General features: G+C 44.6%; 16 protein-coding genes. All 16 read right to left on the bottom strand.

Going from position 1 to position 13,536, the window contains the following annotated elements:
• Nucleotides 1-103: 103 nt before the first annotated feature.
• Nucleotides 104-1,456 carry an ATPase, T2SS/T4P/T4SS family gene (locus HPY28_RS29075; protein WP_174231892.1) on the bottom strand — a complete coding sequence of 451 codons (1,353 nt, stop codon included), beginning with the start codon at nucleotides 1,454-1,456 and terminating at the stop codon, nucleotides 104-106.
• Complete coding sequence (locus HPY28_RS29070; protein WP_017246991.1) at nucleotides 1,456-2,574, bottom strand: hypothetical protein; 1,119 nt, start codon at nucleotides 2,572-2,574, stop codon at nucleotides 1,456-1,458. Before HPY28_RS29070 ends, HPY28_RS29075 begins: the two co-directional genes overlap by 1 nt.
• Nucleotides 2,571-3,359, bottom strand: coding sequence for an SAF domain-containing protein (locus HPY28_RS29065; RefSeq protein ID WP_017246990.1), 789 nt, complete (start codon nucleotides 3,357-3,359; stop codon nucleotides 2,571-2,573). The genes HPY28_RS29070 and HPY28_RS29065 overlap by 4 nt, the downstream gene beginning before the upstream one ends.
• Entirely contained in the window at nucleotides 3,356-4,234 is an 879-nt protein-coding gene (locus HPY28_RS29060) for a CpaE/TadZ family protein (RefSeq protein WP_017246989.1), read from the bottom strand. The genes HPY28_RS29065 and HPY28_RS29060 overlap by 4 nt, the downstream gene beginning before the upstream one ends.
• Before the next feature lie 2 nt (nucleotides 4,235-4,236).
• Nucleotides 4,237-5,001 (bottom strand): hypothetical protein, encoded by a 765-nt coding sequence (locus HPY28_RS29055; protein ID WP_069853023.1) that lies wholly within the window; start codon nucleotides 4,999-5,001, stop codon nucleotides 4,237-4,239.
• Nucleotides 5,002-5,149: 148 nt separating this feature from the next.
• On the bottom strand, nucleotides 5,150-5,428 hold the full coding sequence (locus HPY28_RS29050) for a hypothetical protein (protein WP_017246987.1): 279 nt from the start codon (nucleotides 5,426-5,428) through the stop codon (nucleotides 5,150-5,152).
• A 108-nt stretch (nucleotides 5,429-5,536) separates the two neighbouring features.
• On the bottom strand, nucleotides 5,537-6,154 hold the full coding sequence (locus tag HPY28_RS29045; protein ID WP_026042923.1) for a DUF4046 domain-containing protein: 618 nt from the start codon (nucleotides 6,152-6,154) through the stop codon (nucleotides 5,537-5,539).
• A gap of 97 nt (nucleotides 6,155-6,251) precedes the next feature.
• Entirely contained in the window at nucleotides 6,252-6,761 is a 510-nt protein-coding gene (locus HPY28_RS29040) for a hypothetical protein (protein WP_017246985.1), read from the bottom strand.
• Nucleotides 6,758-7,189, bottom strand: coding sequence for a TadE/TadG family type IV pilus assembly protein (locus HPY28_RS29035; protein ID WP_173624470.1), 432 nt, complete (start codon nucleotides 7,187-7,189; stop codon nucleotides 6,758-6,760). Before HPY28_RS29035 ends, HPY28_RS29040 begins: the two co-directional genes overlap by 4 nt.
• Nucleotides 7,186-7,683, bottom strand: a complete 498-nt coding sequence (locus tag HPY28_RS29030) for an A24 family peptidase (RefSeq protein ID WP_173624471.1) — start codon at nucleotides 7,681-7,683, stop codon at nucleotides 7,186-7,188. Before HPY28_RS29030 ends, HPY28_RS29035 begins: the two co-directional genes overlap by 4 nt.
• Nucleotides 7,680-7,856 (bottom strand): hypothetical protein, encoded by a 177-nt coding sequence (locus HPY28_RS29025; protein WP_017246982.1) that lies wholly within the window; start codon nucleotides 7,854-7,856, stop codon nucleotides 7,680-7,682. Before HPY28_RS29025 ends, HPY28_RS29030 begins: the two co-directional genes overlap by 4 nt.
• A 90-nt stretch (nucleotides 7,857-7,946) precedes the next feature.
• Nucleotides 7,947-8,861, bottom strand: a complete 915-nt coding sequence (locus HPY28_RS29020) for a type II secretion system F family protein (RefSeq protein WP_173624472.1) — start codon at nucleotides 8,859-8,861, stop codon at nucleotides 7,947-7,949.
• Nucleotides 8,862-8,872: 11 nt separating this feature from the next.
• On the bottom strand, nucleotides 8,873-9,769 hold the full coding sequence (locus HPY28_RS29015) for a type II secretion system F family protein (RefSeq protein ID WP_173624473.1): 897 nt from the start codon (nucleotides 9,767-9,769) through the stop codon (nucleotides 8,873-8,875).
• An 11-nt stretch (nucleotides 9,770-9,780) separates the two neighbouring features.
• Complete coding sequence (locus HPY28_RS29010; protein WP_173624474.1) at nucleotides 9,781-11,268, bottom strand: TadA family conjugal transfer-associated ATPase; 1,488 nt, start codon at nucleotides 11,266-11,268, stop codon at nucleotides 9,781-9,783.
• 11 nt (nucleotides 11,269-11,279) lie between these two features.
• On the bottom strand, nucleotides 11,280-12,683 hold the full coding sequence (locus HPY28_RS29005; protein WP_017246978.1) for a CpaE/TadZ family protein: 1,404 nt from the start codon (nucleotides 12,681-12,683) through the stop codon (nucleotides 11,280-11,282).
• Nucleotides 12,680-13,408: a Flp pilus assembly protein CpaB gene (gene cpaB, locus HPY28_RS29000; RefSeq protein ID WP_174231891.1), complete on the bottom strand. Its 729-nt coding sequence runs from the start codon at nucleotides 13,406-13,408 to the stop codon at nucleotides 12,680-12,682. Before cpaB ends, HPY28_RS29005 begins: the two co-directional genes overlap by 4 nt.
• Nucleotides 13,409-13,536 lie beyond the last annotated feature (128 nt).

Genomic DNA, 13,536 nt, shown 5'->3' with positions numbered 1-13,536 from the left:
GGGAAGAATACGCGTGGACTTCTCCATCCCTTATACAGGTGTAAGCCGAGAAACAGAAAGCCAGAGAAGAGACATAGAAACACCGGGAAAAGAAATGTGTAAATCATAGCTGCCTGCCTATATCGGTAAGACGTAGCTCTTTCAACACTTCAATGTCTGCTTTGCCGACGTAACACATGTATTCAACTAAATGTGGGCTCAGTTGATTTCCCATCCATTCATAAGCTCCCGTCTGCATGTTCCGACCTACTAGGGGAATAGATTCCACTCGGTTAAAAGATGAATTCCACTCCGTCGTATGAATGGCATCAATAAAACGGTGACCACTGTTGCGGTATGTAAGCGAATTGACAAAATTGACTGCCCTGCTAATCCGCTCCTGGGTCAATTCGACACTCCGTCCTCCGTATTGATAAACAAGATCGGTCAAATCATGTAACGCTCTATGCGCAAATCGTTCGTGCATCGCTCCGATTGTAGCGTCCGTCCCTCTGATTCCGGCATTTATAAAATGGTACGCTTCTATGGGCTCGCGAATTTCTCCAATCAAAATCGTATTTGCGGTTGATCGGTACATGTCTTTGAAGCAATGCTCTAATTCAATGCCGATTTCCTCCACGTTTTGGAGTTCAATCACTTCACCTGGCCAAATATCACCAAATCGCATCTCATGTTCACTTTCAAAGATCGTGACATATTCTGTCCGAGGGTCCTTCAGCTTCATCATACACATCATCAATGTTGTTTTCCCTGCAGCCATCGGTCCAATAACCAGTACATTGCTGCGTCCGTATACTTGCTGTTCCATTAGCCATTGAATTCTTTCGTCGAAGGCTGGCTGTTGCTGTGTACGGAGTTGATCGAGTGAAAAGGTAGGCGTTGTAAATCGTCTAACCAGAATGGTCGGTACTCTAGAATAAGGGAAAGTAAACATAGTCAATCTCGCTTTTAGTGAATGTAAGTATCCGCTCAATCTAGGTTTTTTCTCGTTAAAAGATAGCCCCGCTGTATTGGTCAACTTTTGTTGGAGGGTTTCAACCTCTTTCCAGCTTGGTGTATAAGAGAGAAATTTTTTGACCCCTTGCTCCAAGTAGGCAATGTTGCGGTTTGCAGAAATTCGCACTTCCTCTACCCACGGAGACAAATGGAGGACCGCATCGAGTATGCCCCACCCGTATGTAGAAAAGGTGAGCCCTTCGTAACCGTTGACATGCGGCAAAATTTGTTCGGTTACTGGTCGTTGGAGGACTTCCTCAAAATAATGCTGCAAGCGAAGAATAATATGGTTGTGACTATCACGATCTCCCTGTTCTGCCAAAGCGAGAATTCGCTGCATCTCTAGCTTCTCTTCTCGCGTTTTGCCAAAATGATTTAAATAATCTCTTGCTGCTTGTTTAATGTCCTCGATGGTTTGGATGCCCGATCCAACTGGTTGTTCTCGTTCTATCCCTCTCATCAGCAAAACACCGCACTTTTATCCATATATTGTGCCTTAGCAATTTCCTTCAAACTGCTGATGTAGGATTTGGGAGGGAAAAACTCTTCTATTAATACACTGCAGCTCTGATGAGATTGATTGAGCCTGCTCTCCGAAATTCGTGGTACTACTCCGTAGACCGAAACATCCTCCCCGATTCGAAAGGGTTGCCCAGGCTCTAAATGACTGAGCAGAACCTCGCATTTCACTCCTCTTTCTCTCCATTTATGCAGCCACTCTCTGGCACTATCGATACTAAAGGGATCAGCTCTCACGAATAAAAGATTGCGGTCAACAGTATGAAGCAATCGCTGTAGAGTCTCAGACTCAGGAAAGCAGTAACCCCAATCGACGTAGACAAAGTCAAATTGCATGCGAAACACATTAATTAGATTGCTTAATTCTGAGCTTTTCCATTTGCTAGCAGCATGTGCGTAATACAGATTAGGCAAGTGTACGCTCTGTTTGCAGACTTTGCTCCAGTTACGCTTGGCAGTTGTTTGTATATCGATAAAGTCAGGACGAAATGAAGATAATTGATGTTGTTGGAGTTTGAAGAAACGTGTTAAATCCGGCTTAGCGTCATTCATATCAAGTACGACAATTCGCTTTTCAGGATGCTGTCTCGCTAGTATGACGGGATAATTAATACAAAAGGTAGTAATGCCAGAAGCTCCGTAGCTCAATAAAGCGTAAACCAGCCCCTTTTCTTTTGACGATCCGATATCTGCACACTCTTGCACAAGGCCTAGAATCAGACTGATTTGATGGCGTATTTCTTCTTGAGATAAATGAGCTGATAACAGGTATACATGCTCTAGCTCAGACTCCTCCGCTACCTTCTCAATCATCTTCTCATCCCGATAGAGAGGAACAATAATTAACGGTGAGTTAGGCGGGAGCTGTGCTTTCAGAGCCGGAAGCCATTCCCAAACGGGAGAGGTGAACATTTCAGAAAAGATCACGGTAGCTTCTGGCATATAAAGCTGCACAAGCCGCGAAAACTCCTCCGCCGACTCAGCTACCAGTACATCACTGTACACAGGCATATACGTCTTGGCGAGTGACTTCATCGGATAACAAACTAAAATTTTCATGACGCTTGCTCCTTTGAACCCATGATATGACCTACCTGAAGCATCCCATATGACATTGCCTCGCTTACTATCACATACTCCTCGTCTGTCAAATTAAAGCCGATAAAAGCTGGTAGTGCTGTTGGCTGAACCCGGTAGTCACGATATCGTTTTTCGCCATTCTGCAACGGCTTTTCTCGTGATCCATGAAAGATGGAATCCATCTGATCAGGCGATGGCAACAAGCTCGGCTTTAATGTATAGATCTCAATACCATTACTGTCCCTCACGCTTGCAAGCTGACTTTCAAATAACAAATCTGCCGTATCATTGGTTTTTCGAAAATGCAGTGGTGCAGGATAGTCTTGCAGCTCCGAGAGATTCTTGTATTTGACCCAAATTTTCACATGATCGCCTTTGCGTAATTCCGTTAAAGGATGAATGGATAGTAGGGGGAACTCGTAGCGCGCCTCCCCTTTTTCTGGTAAAAGCTGCGTATCTGTCAGCTTTTCCACTAATAATTGTTCGCCTTCATATATAGTCTGCGTGCTCCTTTTCCCCAGAACAGTATCCAAATCACGCGCTGAGCCTGGAAGAATTTCATCCACTTCTTCCTGTACAAGTATCACATCATCTTGTGTAATCGGCTCGAAGGCTGATATTTCTTTCCCTGCAGCTACTTTTACAACTGGGGCAAACAGCTTTTCCGCAGCCATCGCGTCAATATACTGAGTGGCTGCATAAAAGGACGACCCTGCTAGCAGAAACGAAATTAAGCAAATGACAAGCAATGTTTGCTTCTTCATAACATCCTTCCTTTATAAGCATGAATCAATGACTGAAACTCGATCTCTTCCTCTGGGAAAAGCTCCAATAGTAGGTTGGCTTTAGCACTTGCCATTGCTGTTTTCTCTCCATCCATCAACGGAATCATGTCAGTTACCTGTGCAGCTCCAGGCTGCTGATCCCATAATGAGAGCGTTCCTTCTACTTTTTTCATGACGCTTGTCCGAGACAATTGGCTATTCCACTTGTTTGCTATCATTTTTATTTTTCTTCTTTCTGTCTTCCACCAAGCAGGGGCTTGATCTACCAGGAACAAACGGGTAAGTCTAGCCAAATCTGCATCAAATACTACCCATATTTCGTCGGCATGCTCAAAAATTTGTTTAGAGTAGAGATCATTCCAGTAGGAAGAAACATCAATGACAACAATGGGACTATCCTTACAAATCCGTAGTAACCAGTTGGCTGTATCTGTTTGAGAAGATTCGTGCTGAAGTTGTGCTGGGGAATCTATCTGGATGCGAAGATGGTTATTCTGCATGAGGAGCGATGGTGTAGGAGAATCTCTTACTTGTTGTCGAACTCTACGTTCAAAATCAAGTGCAAAATAATAATAGGAAGTCACTTTTGGTAACTCGCAAAGGGTGACAGGAATGCCTTTTCCTGACCATGCATACGCTAGGTTACTTGCAAGAAAACTAGCTCCAGCCTGTGCATACAAACTCATAACAGCAATACATTTACGCTGATACGACTCCTGTTGCTCAACTATTTGTGGCAAAGCAAGCTTTTCTTTAAGCACTCTCCAATGCCGCTCTTCCTCAATTGACTGTGAAAACTCCTGTTGCTCCAAATCTCGGAACCTGGAGACAAAGCGGCTCATTTGGTGAAACATGATTATCCCACCTGGGAATCATTTGATTTATTTTTACTGGCAATGTATTTCTCAAATTTCTCAACCATCTCTCGAACAGTGAGGGACTTGCGATGATAATAGTATATTTTGCGCAGCCGCTCTCGTTCCTGAGCTGTCATTTCTGGTCTCACTTTCATGGCTAGCTCGATTAACAGAGCGAGCTCGACGTTGTTAGGTCTTCCTCTTCTCGGTGGATTGGCAAATAGCTCCTGCTGCTTTTTATTAAATGCGTTTGGGTACTCTACCAGCCACATGTCTACCAACGTTTCAATATCTTCATGTGTACGTACTCCAAGCTTCATCAAGTATTTAAAATATGTGGGGATGGGACGCTCACGTATCTGCCCATTTTGCCAACGGGCAAGGAATCCATTTGGCATAGTAAGGAGCTTGGTTACGTCCCGGATGAGTGCTATCCGATTGGGCGATTGGTATTGAACGACTGCTTCCTTTACTAGCGTAAACAAAATGTCATGATAACTGACGCCTTTATACCCGCTTCCATACTCTGTGATGTACCATTCCTCAACTGCTCGATCAAAATCTCTCCGGCAATTCGATAACTGAAGCTGATTCAGATGCTCATAAAACTCTTCCAGATCATACTGAACCATAAACTCTTCCTGGTAATCTCCAAAAACAAAAGCAATAAAGGATTCCTTAAACTCTTCCAATGACAACAATGTCAGCTTGTTTGTCTCCTCATAGCAGCGGTTGACTAATTCGATTGCACTCTTTGCCAACACGTCAAAATACCCCCATTTTCCTTTTTATAGAGCGATAGATATTCTCCAACAGCATTCTCGACTCGTCGAATCTTATTTAGCCTGATAAACCAGGCATTTCGCTTTATGGGTCGCCTCACACGCACCCGTGCAAGGCGATTCAGAGAACCTACTCAGTTACAAAGTAAAGTTCTTCTCCGGTCGCGAAAAGAAGAGCGATCCTTCCCCCGCGCTCCATGACGGTTGGAGCATTCTCCATTACAATCAGTCCGTCATTGAGTACTACTCTGTCTCCAAATCGATGTACAGATTCGATCTGGAACGCTCCCTGCGGAACTCTTTCCACTGAAAGATACCTGCCGGGTTTGTGCTTCTGGTAGCGTACTTGTCGCCCTAGAAGCTGCTCCACGGATGCAGAGCATTTCTGGTGAGCCTCTACTGTTGCCATACGCAACGCCTCCTTCTCTCACCTGTAGAGTACGGCCGTTTCATCTGCTTATAAGCCTATGAAACTATCTCTACCGTAAAAAAAGACAGCAGGGTTGTGCAAATATTTTTATAACTCTTCCCAATAAGAGGGATCACTAAGTTCGGGATACATTTCAGTGACCATATCAAATGGTGAAAAGTAGAGTGTATCGACGAGAATCTTGAGTTTATATGTTTTCAGGAGCGTATATGCTCTCTCTGTTTTGCTGAAGATACTTGGCAGTTGACGCAAATCTGTCAGCTTTAGTAGATGCCTGCACATATAGTCGACGCATATTTTTGCCCGTTCCTCACCCTTTATGCTCTGAAAATAAGATGGGGGAAAATGACGTCTTATGCCTGAAAGCACTTCATGGTAAACCCATAGCACTCGTTGCTCTTCTGAAAGCCGAGGTAAATACGGATAAGCAAATTCGACGAAATAATACACATCCTCAGCCTTTGCCTCGATAGGCGGTTCAATAAATTCCCTTACTAAATGCAGCTTCAATTCTTTAACATCTTGCAAGCTCAATTCACGCCGCGCCTGCTCTGGCGTCCATCTTTTCACATTTTCAATCGCATATCTGACAACTAACTGGACTTTTTGCTTACGGTACTGCACATCTTCGAACTCATACGGGGAAAAACGCTTTTGCTCTCCGTTAAGAATTCGTTTGTACCGATCGACTATTTTTGAAGGCACTGTCATCTCACTCCTATCCCCATTTCTGGAATATACTACTAAATTACCATGCGGGATTAGGACAAAAATAACAGTACCTTTGTTCAAAATTGTGACTTTATTCATAGACTCCAGACTGGGAGACTCTGTTCATTTTTACAAACAGCTCATCCCAAAATACAGATATATTCTTTTCAACCTTTACTTCTAAATGATAGATTCCTTGCAAGTACAAATAAGGCCGTTCACCTTTTTGGTGAATGACAGAGAACCCATCACTTGTCCCCTCCAGATTCGGCCTGTTTAATCTCCAAAGAATCCCCGCTTCTTCACGTGCCCCGCGAATGATATCCGCATCACGCCGTTCTGCTTCTTCTGTTGTCGCAAACAATCTGATTTGCTTATCACCGTTTGAATCCTCGTACTCCCATTTTCCAGCCGCACGCGATCCTTTGGTAATCAGATCTGCTGTATGTTGCATCTTCATTTTTAGATAATCTGTCTGCTCCAAAAATAACAGGATAGAGAGCAGGCTGCCTAAGCAGAAGAGAAAGAAGAGCACAGTAATCATGGTTGCCCCGCGCTCTTCCTTCACTCGAAACAAAAAATGGTGCAACAGATCATTCATTGCTTCTCCTCCGCATTTTCAACCATCATGTGATAGCTTTCGGTTATCTCGTATATTTCCCCCGTAGCGAGAAGCCGAAATGAAACTGTTGCTTCAGCTTTTACATGACTACCTTTTCTCCAGCCGTTCCCATCAAGCTCCAGCTGCACATCTTTGTGAAGGACTCCGATACCTTGTTCTAATTCTGATGTACCTCGCTCTTTCGCATGGAATTTGGCCAACCCGAAATTGGGCTGCACTGCAGCAATTCTCCCTGCCTCATACGCAGCCGCCAATGCCTTTTGCTTGTTGTACATCATGCTGAATTGGTCAAAGGAGAATACGATCAAGATCCAAACTAAAGGAAACACCAAAATAAACTCAATCATTTGGCTGCCTCGCTCATCTTTCACCCTCGCACGTATCACTCGTCCCATGCGTGTGATCATCCGCTTGCTCCGATGACATCTCGTACGGATTGGAACACAAAAGCAACCAGCAAATATACCGCGTAGGGGAATGAAAAGGCTGTTTTTTCCCTGCCTGGAAGCCATACTTGTCGATGAGCTGACCATCCGGCTGCTATGATTTGAAGATTGTTGCATAAGCGAGCCCAATTTTGCGGATAGAACACCATAACAAGCAGGCACAAAACGATGGAATGCAAAAACAAAGAATACACCACACTCCAGCTCGTCCAAGCACCAACAGCCATCAGCAACTTTTGATCCCCCATCCCCATCCCTTTTAAGATTACGGGACCAACTGTCAACAAAAAGGCTCCTGCCACACCTAACAATGCTCCGGCTAATAATTCACCTTCCCACTGATACCATAAGCCGACAGTAATCGCTGGAAAAACAAGAGTATTCGGTATTTTTCTTCGTCTCCAATCCGTCCATGCTGCCGCTCCTAACACGCCCAGCAAGACTACGTTTGTCATTTGCTTATCTTTTCTTGCAGTTCCTTCAGCTTCTCGTCTTCGGCAGTGCCTAGTTGTGTCAGTGTCGGAATAAGTACAATCAAGATGACGGCAATGATAATGACCATTTCCACGATCGTAACACCGTCCTCCTCATACCAAAAACGCTTGACGTAATCTGCGATGGCTCCCATTCCATTCACTCCTCATTGAGATTTTGGTTCTATTTTCACTCTGCCAAAAGACAGTGCCTCTCGCAAAAATATTTACATTCGCTAATTTTTCTACAAGCTTTCTCCGATGCCAATGAATGCAGGACCCATCACCAAGAACAACAGCGGCAGACCCATTAACAAAATGACAAAAGGCAATAACCTGATATTTAACCGATTCATATGGGTAGCAGCTTCGTCTTCTTGTTGTCTCACTTGCTCCTCTACTTGGACAGACAACATTTGTGATAGGCTAACCCCTTTTTTCATCGCCTCGTTCATCTCCAGCGCGATTGTAGTCAACGAATCTACCTCCCACCGAAAGGCCAACTCTTCAAGCGCCTTTCTCCAGTTCCCATGCCTTTTCTCTCCCATTTCTAGGCTCGCAAGCTCTCTGCCCAGTCTTGCATCAAACCGTCTCGCTGTCTGCTTAACAGCCTGCTGCAATGGCATGCCTGCTTCCACCAGTGATTGCACAATGCTGAAAAAAATAGGAACCTGCGCACGAATTTCAGCTTTTGCCCGCTTGTCCGCCCAATCTAGCAGCATGTTTGGAAGCAAGTACAAAAATAAGCTAAACGTTAAGGGGAGACCATTTACCATACCGATTCTTTCACCGTTAACCATGCTTATTGCCAATGAAGCTAGAGATGAAGCTATGAAACACATACTGATGAGCCGGAACAAGACAATCTCTGTCAGGCTTATCTCGATCCCCAAACGCGCCAATGTTTCCTCTATTTTTTTCTTATCGACACCCGTCCATTTGTAAAAATGCTGTAGCAGTACCTGATTTTTCTCCAAGCCTCGAACCAGTGTCCACCTTTTTCGTCCATGTTGAAACGATTGTTCAAGCTTGGCTTGTTTCTCGGAATCAATCCTGCCCAAAAGCGTGGCGGAGAATGGTTCTTCCTTACTCACACATGACGGAAGACCGTACAGAAATATAGCAACACTCACCAATATACTAGTAACGAGAACGAACATTGCACCCTCTCCTATGCTCCCCTGCTTATGCTTTTATGCGCAACATAACGAATTGCTTCTCCCCCAATCAAAATAGAAGCCAAGCTTCCCAAAATAAGCAATCTCCCCCCTATTGTGGCCGTTAGTGGGTCGAAATGATTGGGATTATTCACATACAACGCAATGACAAAAACAAACGGCATGACACTTAGTAAATTCACTTGTGCGACGATCTGCGCCATTGCTGCTTTTTGTCTACGGAGCGACTGTCGGCGCCGCAATATCGAAGAGGCAGCCAAATCGAGCGTTTTGGCCATATCTCCGCCCATCTCACGTTGAATGTGAACAATGGTCGCTAAATATTTGACATCTGCTGATCCTGTACGTTCAAAGAATCGATTCATTACGTGCTCCAACGGGACTTGTGCCCGCAATAGCTCTACAATACGCCTGTATTCCTCTAATACAATTTCTGATAAGAATGGACTAGCCGCTACCTGTTCAAACGCATGCAAATACGATGGAGAAGTACGTAAAGAACTGGCCATGAGACGAATCGCTTTTACATTGCCTGCTTCGAAATCGTCCTTTCGACGAGCTCCCCATACACTCACCAACCGTTCGGTAAACATAATCCCTGCCAGCAAAGCAGGCAATGCCATCCACCAAGACTGTAGGATCTGACTACTCACACCAAAGGACGCGATCCCCAATAAAAAAGAGAGGGTCACATACTGGTTTATCCCCCATCCTGAGCGCGATTTGGCCAACCTCTCCTCAAACTGCTTCCAAATTGTTTTTCTGTCCTGTTGCAGGACTTCTACAATTTCGTGCTTCCCCGTCGGTTCTCGCATAAACAATTTGTTGGGCATGATCAATAACAGGATGGCCATCCCCATCCCTATCGCAATAGGTAAGCTAATATCCATGCCTTCTCCTCCTATAGCGGTATTGGTGTGGTGAAAAAGACTTGTTCAATCTCCTCTCGTGACAGGCCTTTCTCTAGCCATCGCTTAATCAGTCGCTCTGGGCGATAGCCTGTCCATTTGAAGTGGCCCTTTACTCTCCCATTCTCCACCCCAGTTGCTTCGTACACGTAAATATCCTGTAAGTACACCCGATCAGGGAGAACCTGTTTAATGTTGCAAGCTCGTTTTATCCATTCTTCATGCGATTGACCCGTCCCCACTACCTCCGTTATCGCAACCACCTTGCGACTGCCATCTTCTTCAAAACGTTTTACTTGAACAATCAGATCCAGTGCTGAACCGATCATTAAATTGCGCTCCTCAGCACTATACCCTTCATCTGCTTTTCCAAATAAAATGGGCAATGTTGAATCGACCAAAGCTCGCGGTGAGTTTGCATGTGCTGTGCTCCAGCTACCAGGGTGATCCGTATTCATCGCCCAAAGCATATCTACGATTTCGCCACCTCGTGTCTCACCGACCATAATGACATCCGGCCTTTTTCTCAAGGACAAACGAACACAATCCTTGATCGAAAACCCACCCTTCCCCTCATAATTCGCAGGTTTCGCTAAAAATCTGCGCACAAAAGGATGCTGAAGCTTCATCTCCAAAACATCCTCGATCGTAATAATACTTAAATGATCAGGAACATATTGGGAGATGAGATTGAGCATATGTGTCTTGCCTGAGCCTGTTCCTCCACTAACAATGCCAGATGCACGAGATAATCGGACGGCTCTGTTTAAAAAGAGAAGCATCGGCTCGGATATGGAACCATACCGCAAGTAGTCGGACTCGCTGAATAACTCACGGTGTTTTCTGATCGTGAGCATATGACCATCGGGAGAAATAGAGCGATGCGTAGCAGCAACCCGGGAACCGTCCGGAAGCTGTGTATGCAGCTCTGCTTTTGTTTCATTAAACTCACGCCCCATTGTCGCTGCAATTTGTTCCAATAAGCGCAGCAGCTCTTCCTCATCGCGAAAAACAGCAATGTCTGGCGATTCAAGACGACCAGTACTTTTTCTTTCAATGACGAGATAGTTATAGCGATGAAAAAGAATTTCCGTAATGTCGTTATCCTCTAACAAAGCATCTAATGGCCCCCAACCCGTCAAAGAATGCAGCAATCGTTTTACTTCTGCTTCCATTTGTATGGATGTCAGTGTCGTTTGCGACTCCAACAGCATTCGAAGATCTGTCATCAACTCATCTAAAAAGAGTGGGGACTGCTTTTCCTCCCATAATCGTTTTCCGTATTTCTCAACAATCTGGGTACGAATCGATGTTTCCCTATCTGTCCCGACCCATTTTTCATTCGTCCGCTCGTGTTCGGGGGCATGCATTTTTTCGTGAAGCGTCGAAGGTACTCCCGCCATTCCCCTCCCCGCTGACCGTAATTCTTGCGCTGTGCGGACTTGATTAGAAATGCCTAGTAACTGTTTTTTATCGAACATGATACCCTCCCTTATCCCCATAACCACTTGAAGAGAGATGTTTTCTCTTTTTGTTTCTCTTTTCCAATAGCCTTAACTTGTTCCCCATCTACAGGAAACAGTGCTTTTCCTAGTGTCTCAATGGCTTCCTTGGCCGGAATTCTCCCTGACTGGAGCATGACTGGCGTTCCGGTGTTAATCGATTTTTTTACTTCTACATCGTCAGGTATTGAGAAGATTTTTTTGCTAGGGTGAAGTTGAAAGTAGGCACGAATTTCATCTAAGGTAAACATTTCTTTCCGTTGCAAACGATTCATGCAAATTTGAATGCGTTCTTCAGGGTACTCTGCTTCTCTCAACAGTTTCAGCAATCGTTGAATATTTTCAATGGAGTCTACCACCGGATTTCCCACCATCACGACATGTTCTGCAAAAAACAGAGCTTGAATCGTTGCATCTGTTGTATCAGGAGCCGTATCGATCAGAATGACGTCGTAGTCGCTTTGTTTTAACGTTTCGAGAATCAGATATAAATGATAGTCACGGATTTCAAAGCTTTGTCGAATATCACGGGGGGAGGTAAGTACATGCAATCCCGTATCAGGATGAGCAACCACATATTTCTCGATTTGTTGTGGAGATAACGGCAAGGCTTGTGCGTATTCCTGCCATTCCTCACTGCTTATGGAATAAGGGTCATTTCCTTGACTCTGAATAAACGAATGCAACTGAGCATCAAGATCCTTTACCCACGTAAAAAGATTAGGAGTACGAGGGAGATTTAAGGTAGTTGCAAATGTACCGAGATCCAGATTGAAGTCAACAGCAATTACCCGCAATGGGAGACCTTCTTTTTTTTGCATGGAAAAGAAAATCGCTAGCTCACGAGAAATAAATGTTTTTCCTACGCCACCTTTTGGACCGTAAACAGTAATAAGCTGTTTGGAACGAGTCATTTCAGGGACTTGTCTATCTGTAATCGGCTCGGAGAATGAAGGCGTCTGGCTCGGATAGCTCTTGGTTTGTTCCTGGATTACATACTGGTGTTGTTGTGGCGTAGCTTCTGCTCCCATGCCTTGAGGCTGTATCATCATGGCTAACGCTTCGATTTGCCCAGGTTCAATGGGCTTGGCAATAACCCATAAACCTAAGTTCCGGAAAAACGGCTCCCACATCAGTTCATCGCTTGAGCAAGCAGCAATAAATGAAAGATGAGGAAAGGCTAGCCGAAATTGCTGACACAACACACCTCTTTCCGTTCCCTTTATACCACCGAGCAATACCAAATGGGGTTGGTTTGCCTGTAATTTTGCCCATGCCTCTTCCACTCCGAGTGCTTCCCCGCACACTTCTACCCATCTGCTGTTTATAAGTTGAGCCGTTAACAAACGGGCTGAATCTCGATCATCATCTACTATGAGCAAACGCCTTTTCACTCCTGCTCCTCCTTTTGAATACCCCAGCGTGTTTTCGTCTTCATTAACTCTGCAGCGAATTTTACGTCTCCTATTCCCGGACTTCCCCCATCCTTCACTGCGGCCAAGCCCAATCTGATTTTTCCATAATGAAGTGCGTGTGTTAGCAGAACAGCCTCATCACGTGTCAGGGAGAGAGTAACAGCTACCAGATTGGGGTGATCACCTTCCATTTCGCGTTGAATGCCAATGATCGGCATATTTTGCAATAGGAGTCCAGAATGTGCTCCTGTCTCATCTTCAAAAGAAGCATAGACATGTACCCTTTCTCCGCTTGATACATGCGGTGAAACTCCTGCTACATTGTCTATGGGAATGCTCATACCTGTCATTTCTTCTGTTATCACCCCGCTGCCTTGTGCACTACTTGTTTGCTCCAAATCACTTTGCAATAACGGGCGACCTCCCTTCACGTGACGAGTGAATGCTAAACCGACAAGACTCTGTCCTTCTTCCCATGGAATCAAGCCTGGAATTGGAGCAATGGGTCGTTGAAAAATCCCTCCCAATCTCAATGTCAAAGGCTCCATATCCTTTGCTTCCAGTAATTGGCCACTTTCTTTTTCTACTGATGATCGTAATTGTATATAGGTCACCTGATGTGGTTTCAAAATGGTGTAAGACGCTATACCTATACATGTAGCGAGAAGCAATATAGCCAACAGTCGTAACGGATGAATAGACATTCTTCCCCTCCTCTCCATTGTTTCTAGCGTAGGGGATGATAGAGGGACAAAAAAAGAAAACAAAAAAACCGTGCATTCGTTCTGCACGGTTACACTTATTACACAAAAAAAGCTGCATTCTCCATTAC

It is taken from the genome of Brevibacillus sp. HB1.2 (genome assembly GCF_013332495.1).
In the GTDB taxonomy this organism is placed as follows: Bacteria; Bacillota; Bacilli; order Brevibacillales; family Brevibacillaceae; genus Brevibacillus; species Brevibacillus porteri.
Note: the sequence above shows the minus strand (reverse complement) of the source record. Positions and strands in the feature narration are given on the sequence as shown.

Excerpts from the sequence above, each read along its gene's own strand:
- HPY28_RS29075 (WP_174231892.1), bottom strand. The coding sequence starts at position 1,456 with ATGAGAGGGATAGAACGAGAACAACCAGTTGGATCGGGCATCCAAACC.
- HPY28_RS29070 (WP_017246991.1), bottom strand. The coding sequence starts at position 2,574 with ATGAAAATTTTAGTTTGTTATCCGATGAAGTCACTCGCCAAGACGTAT.
- HPY28_RS29065 (WP_017246990.1), bottom strand. The coding sequence starts at position 3,359 with ATGAAGAAGCAAACATTGCTTGTCATTTGCTTAATTTCGTTTCTGCTA.
- HPY28_RS29060 (WP_017246989.1), bottom strand. The coding sequence starts at position 4,234 with ATGTTTCACCAAATGAGCCGCTTTGTCTCCAGGTTCCGAGATTTGGAG.
- HPY28_RS29050 (WP_017246987.1), bottom strand. The coding sequence starts at position 5,428 with ATGGCAACAGTAGAGGCTCACCAGAAATGCTCTGCATCCGTGGAGCAG.
- HPY28_RS29040 (WP_017246985.1), bottom strand. The coding sequence starts at position 6,761 with ATGAATGATCTGTTGCACCATTTTTTGTTTCGAGTGAAGGAAGAGCGC.
- HPY28_RS29035 (WP_173624470.1), bottom strand. The coding sequence starts at position 7,189 with ATGATCACACGCATGGGACGAGTGATACGTGCGAGGGTGAAAGATGAG.
- HPY28_RS29030 (WP_173624471.1), bottom strand. The coding sequence starts at position 7,683 with ATGACAAACGTAGTCTTGCTGGGCGTGTTAGGAGCGGCAGCATGGACG.
- HPY28_RS29025 (WP_017246982.1), bottom strand. The coding sequence starts at position 7,856 with ATGGGAGCCATCGCAGATTACGTCAAGCGTTTTTGGTATGAGGAGGAC.
- HPY28_RS29020 (WP_173624472.1), bottom strand. The coding sequence starts at position 8,861 with ATGTTCGTTCTCGTTACTAGTATATTGGTGAGTGTTGCTATATTTCTG.
- HPY28_RS29015 (WP_173624473.1), bottom strand. The coding sequence starts at position 9,769 with ATGGATATTAGCTTACCTATTGCGATAGGGATGGGGATGGCCATCCTG.
- HPY28_RS29010 (WP_173624474.1), bottom strand. The coding sequence starts at position 11,268 with ATGTTCGATAAAAAACAGTTACTAGGCATTTCTAATCAAGTCCGCACA.
- cpaB (WP_174231891.1), bottom strand. The coding sequence starts at position 13,408 with ATGTCTATTCATCCGTTACGACTGTTGGCTATATTGCTTCTCGCTACA.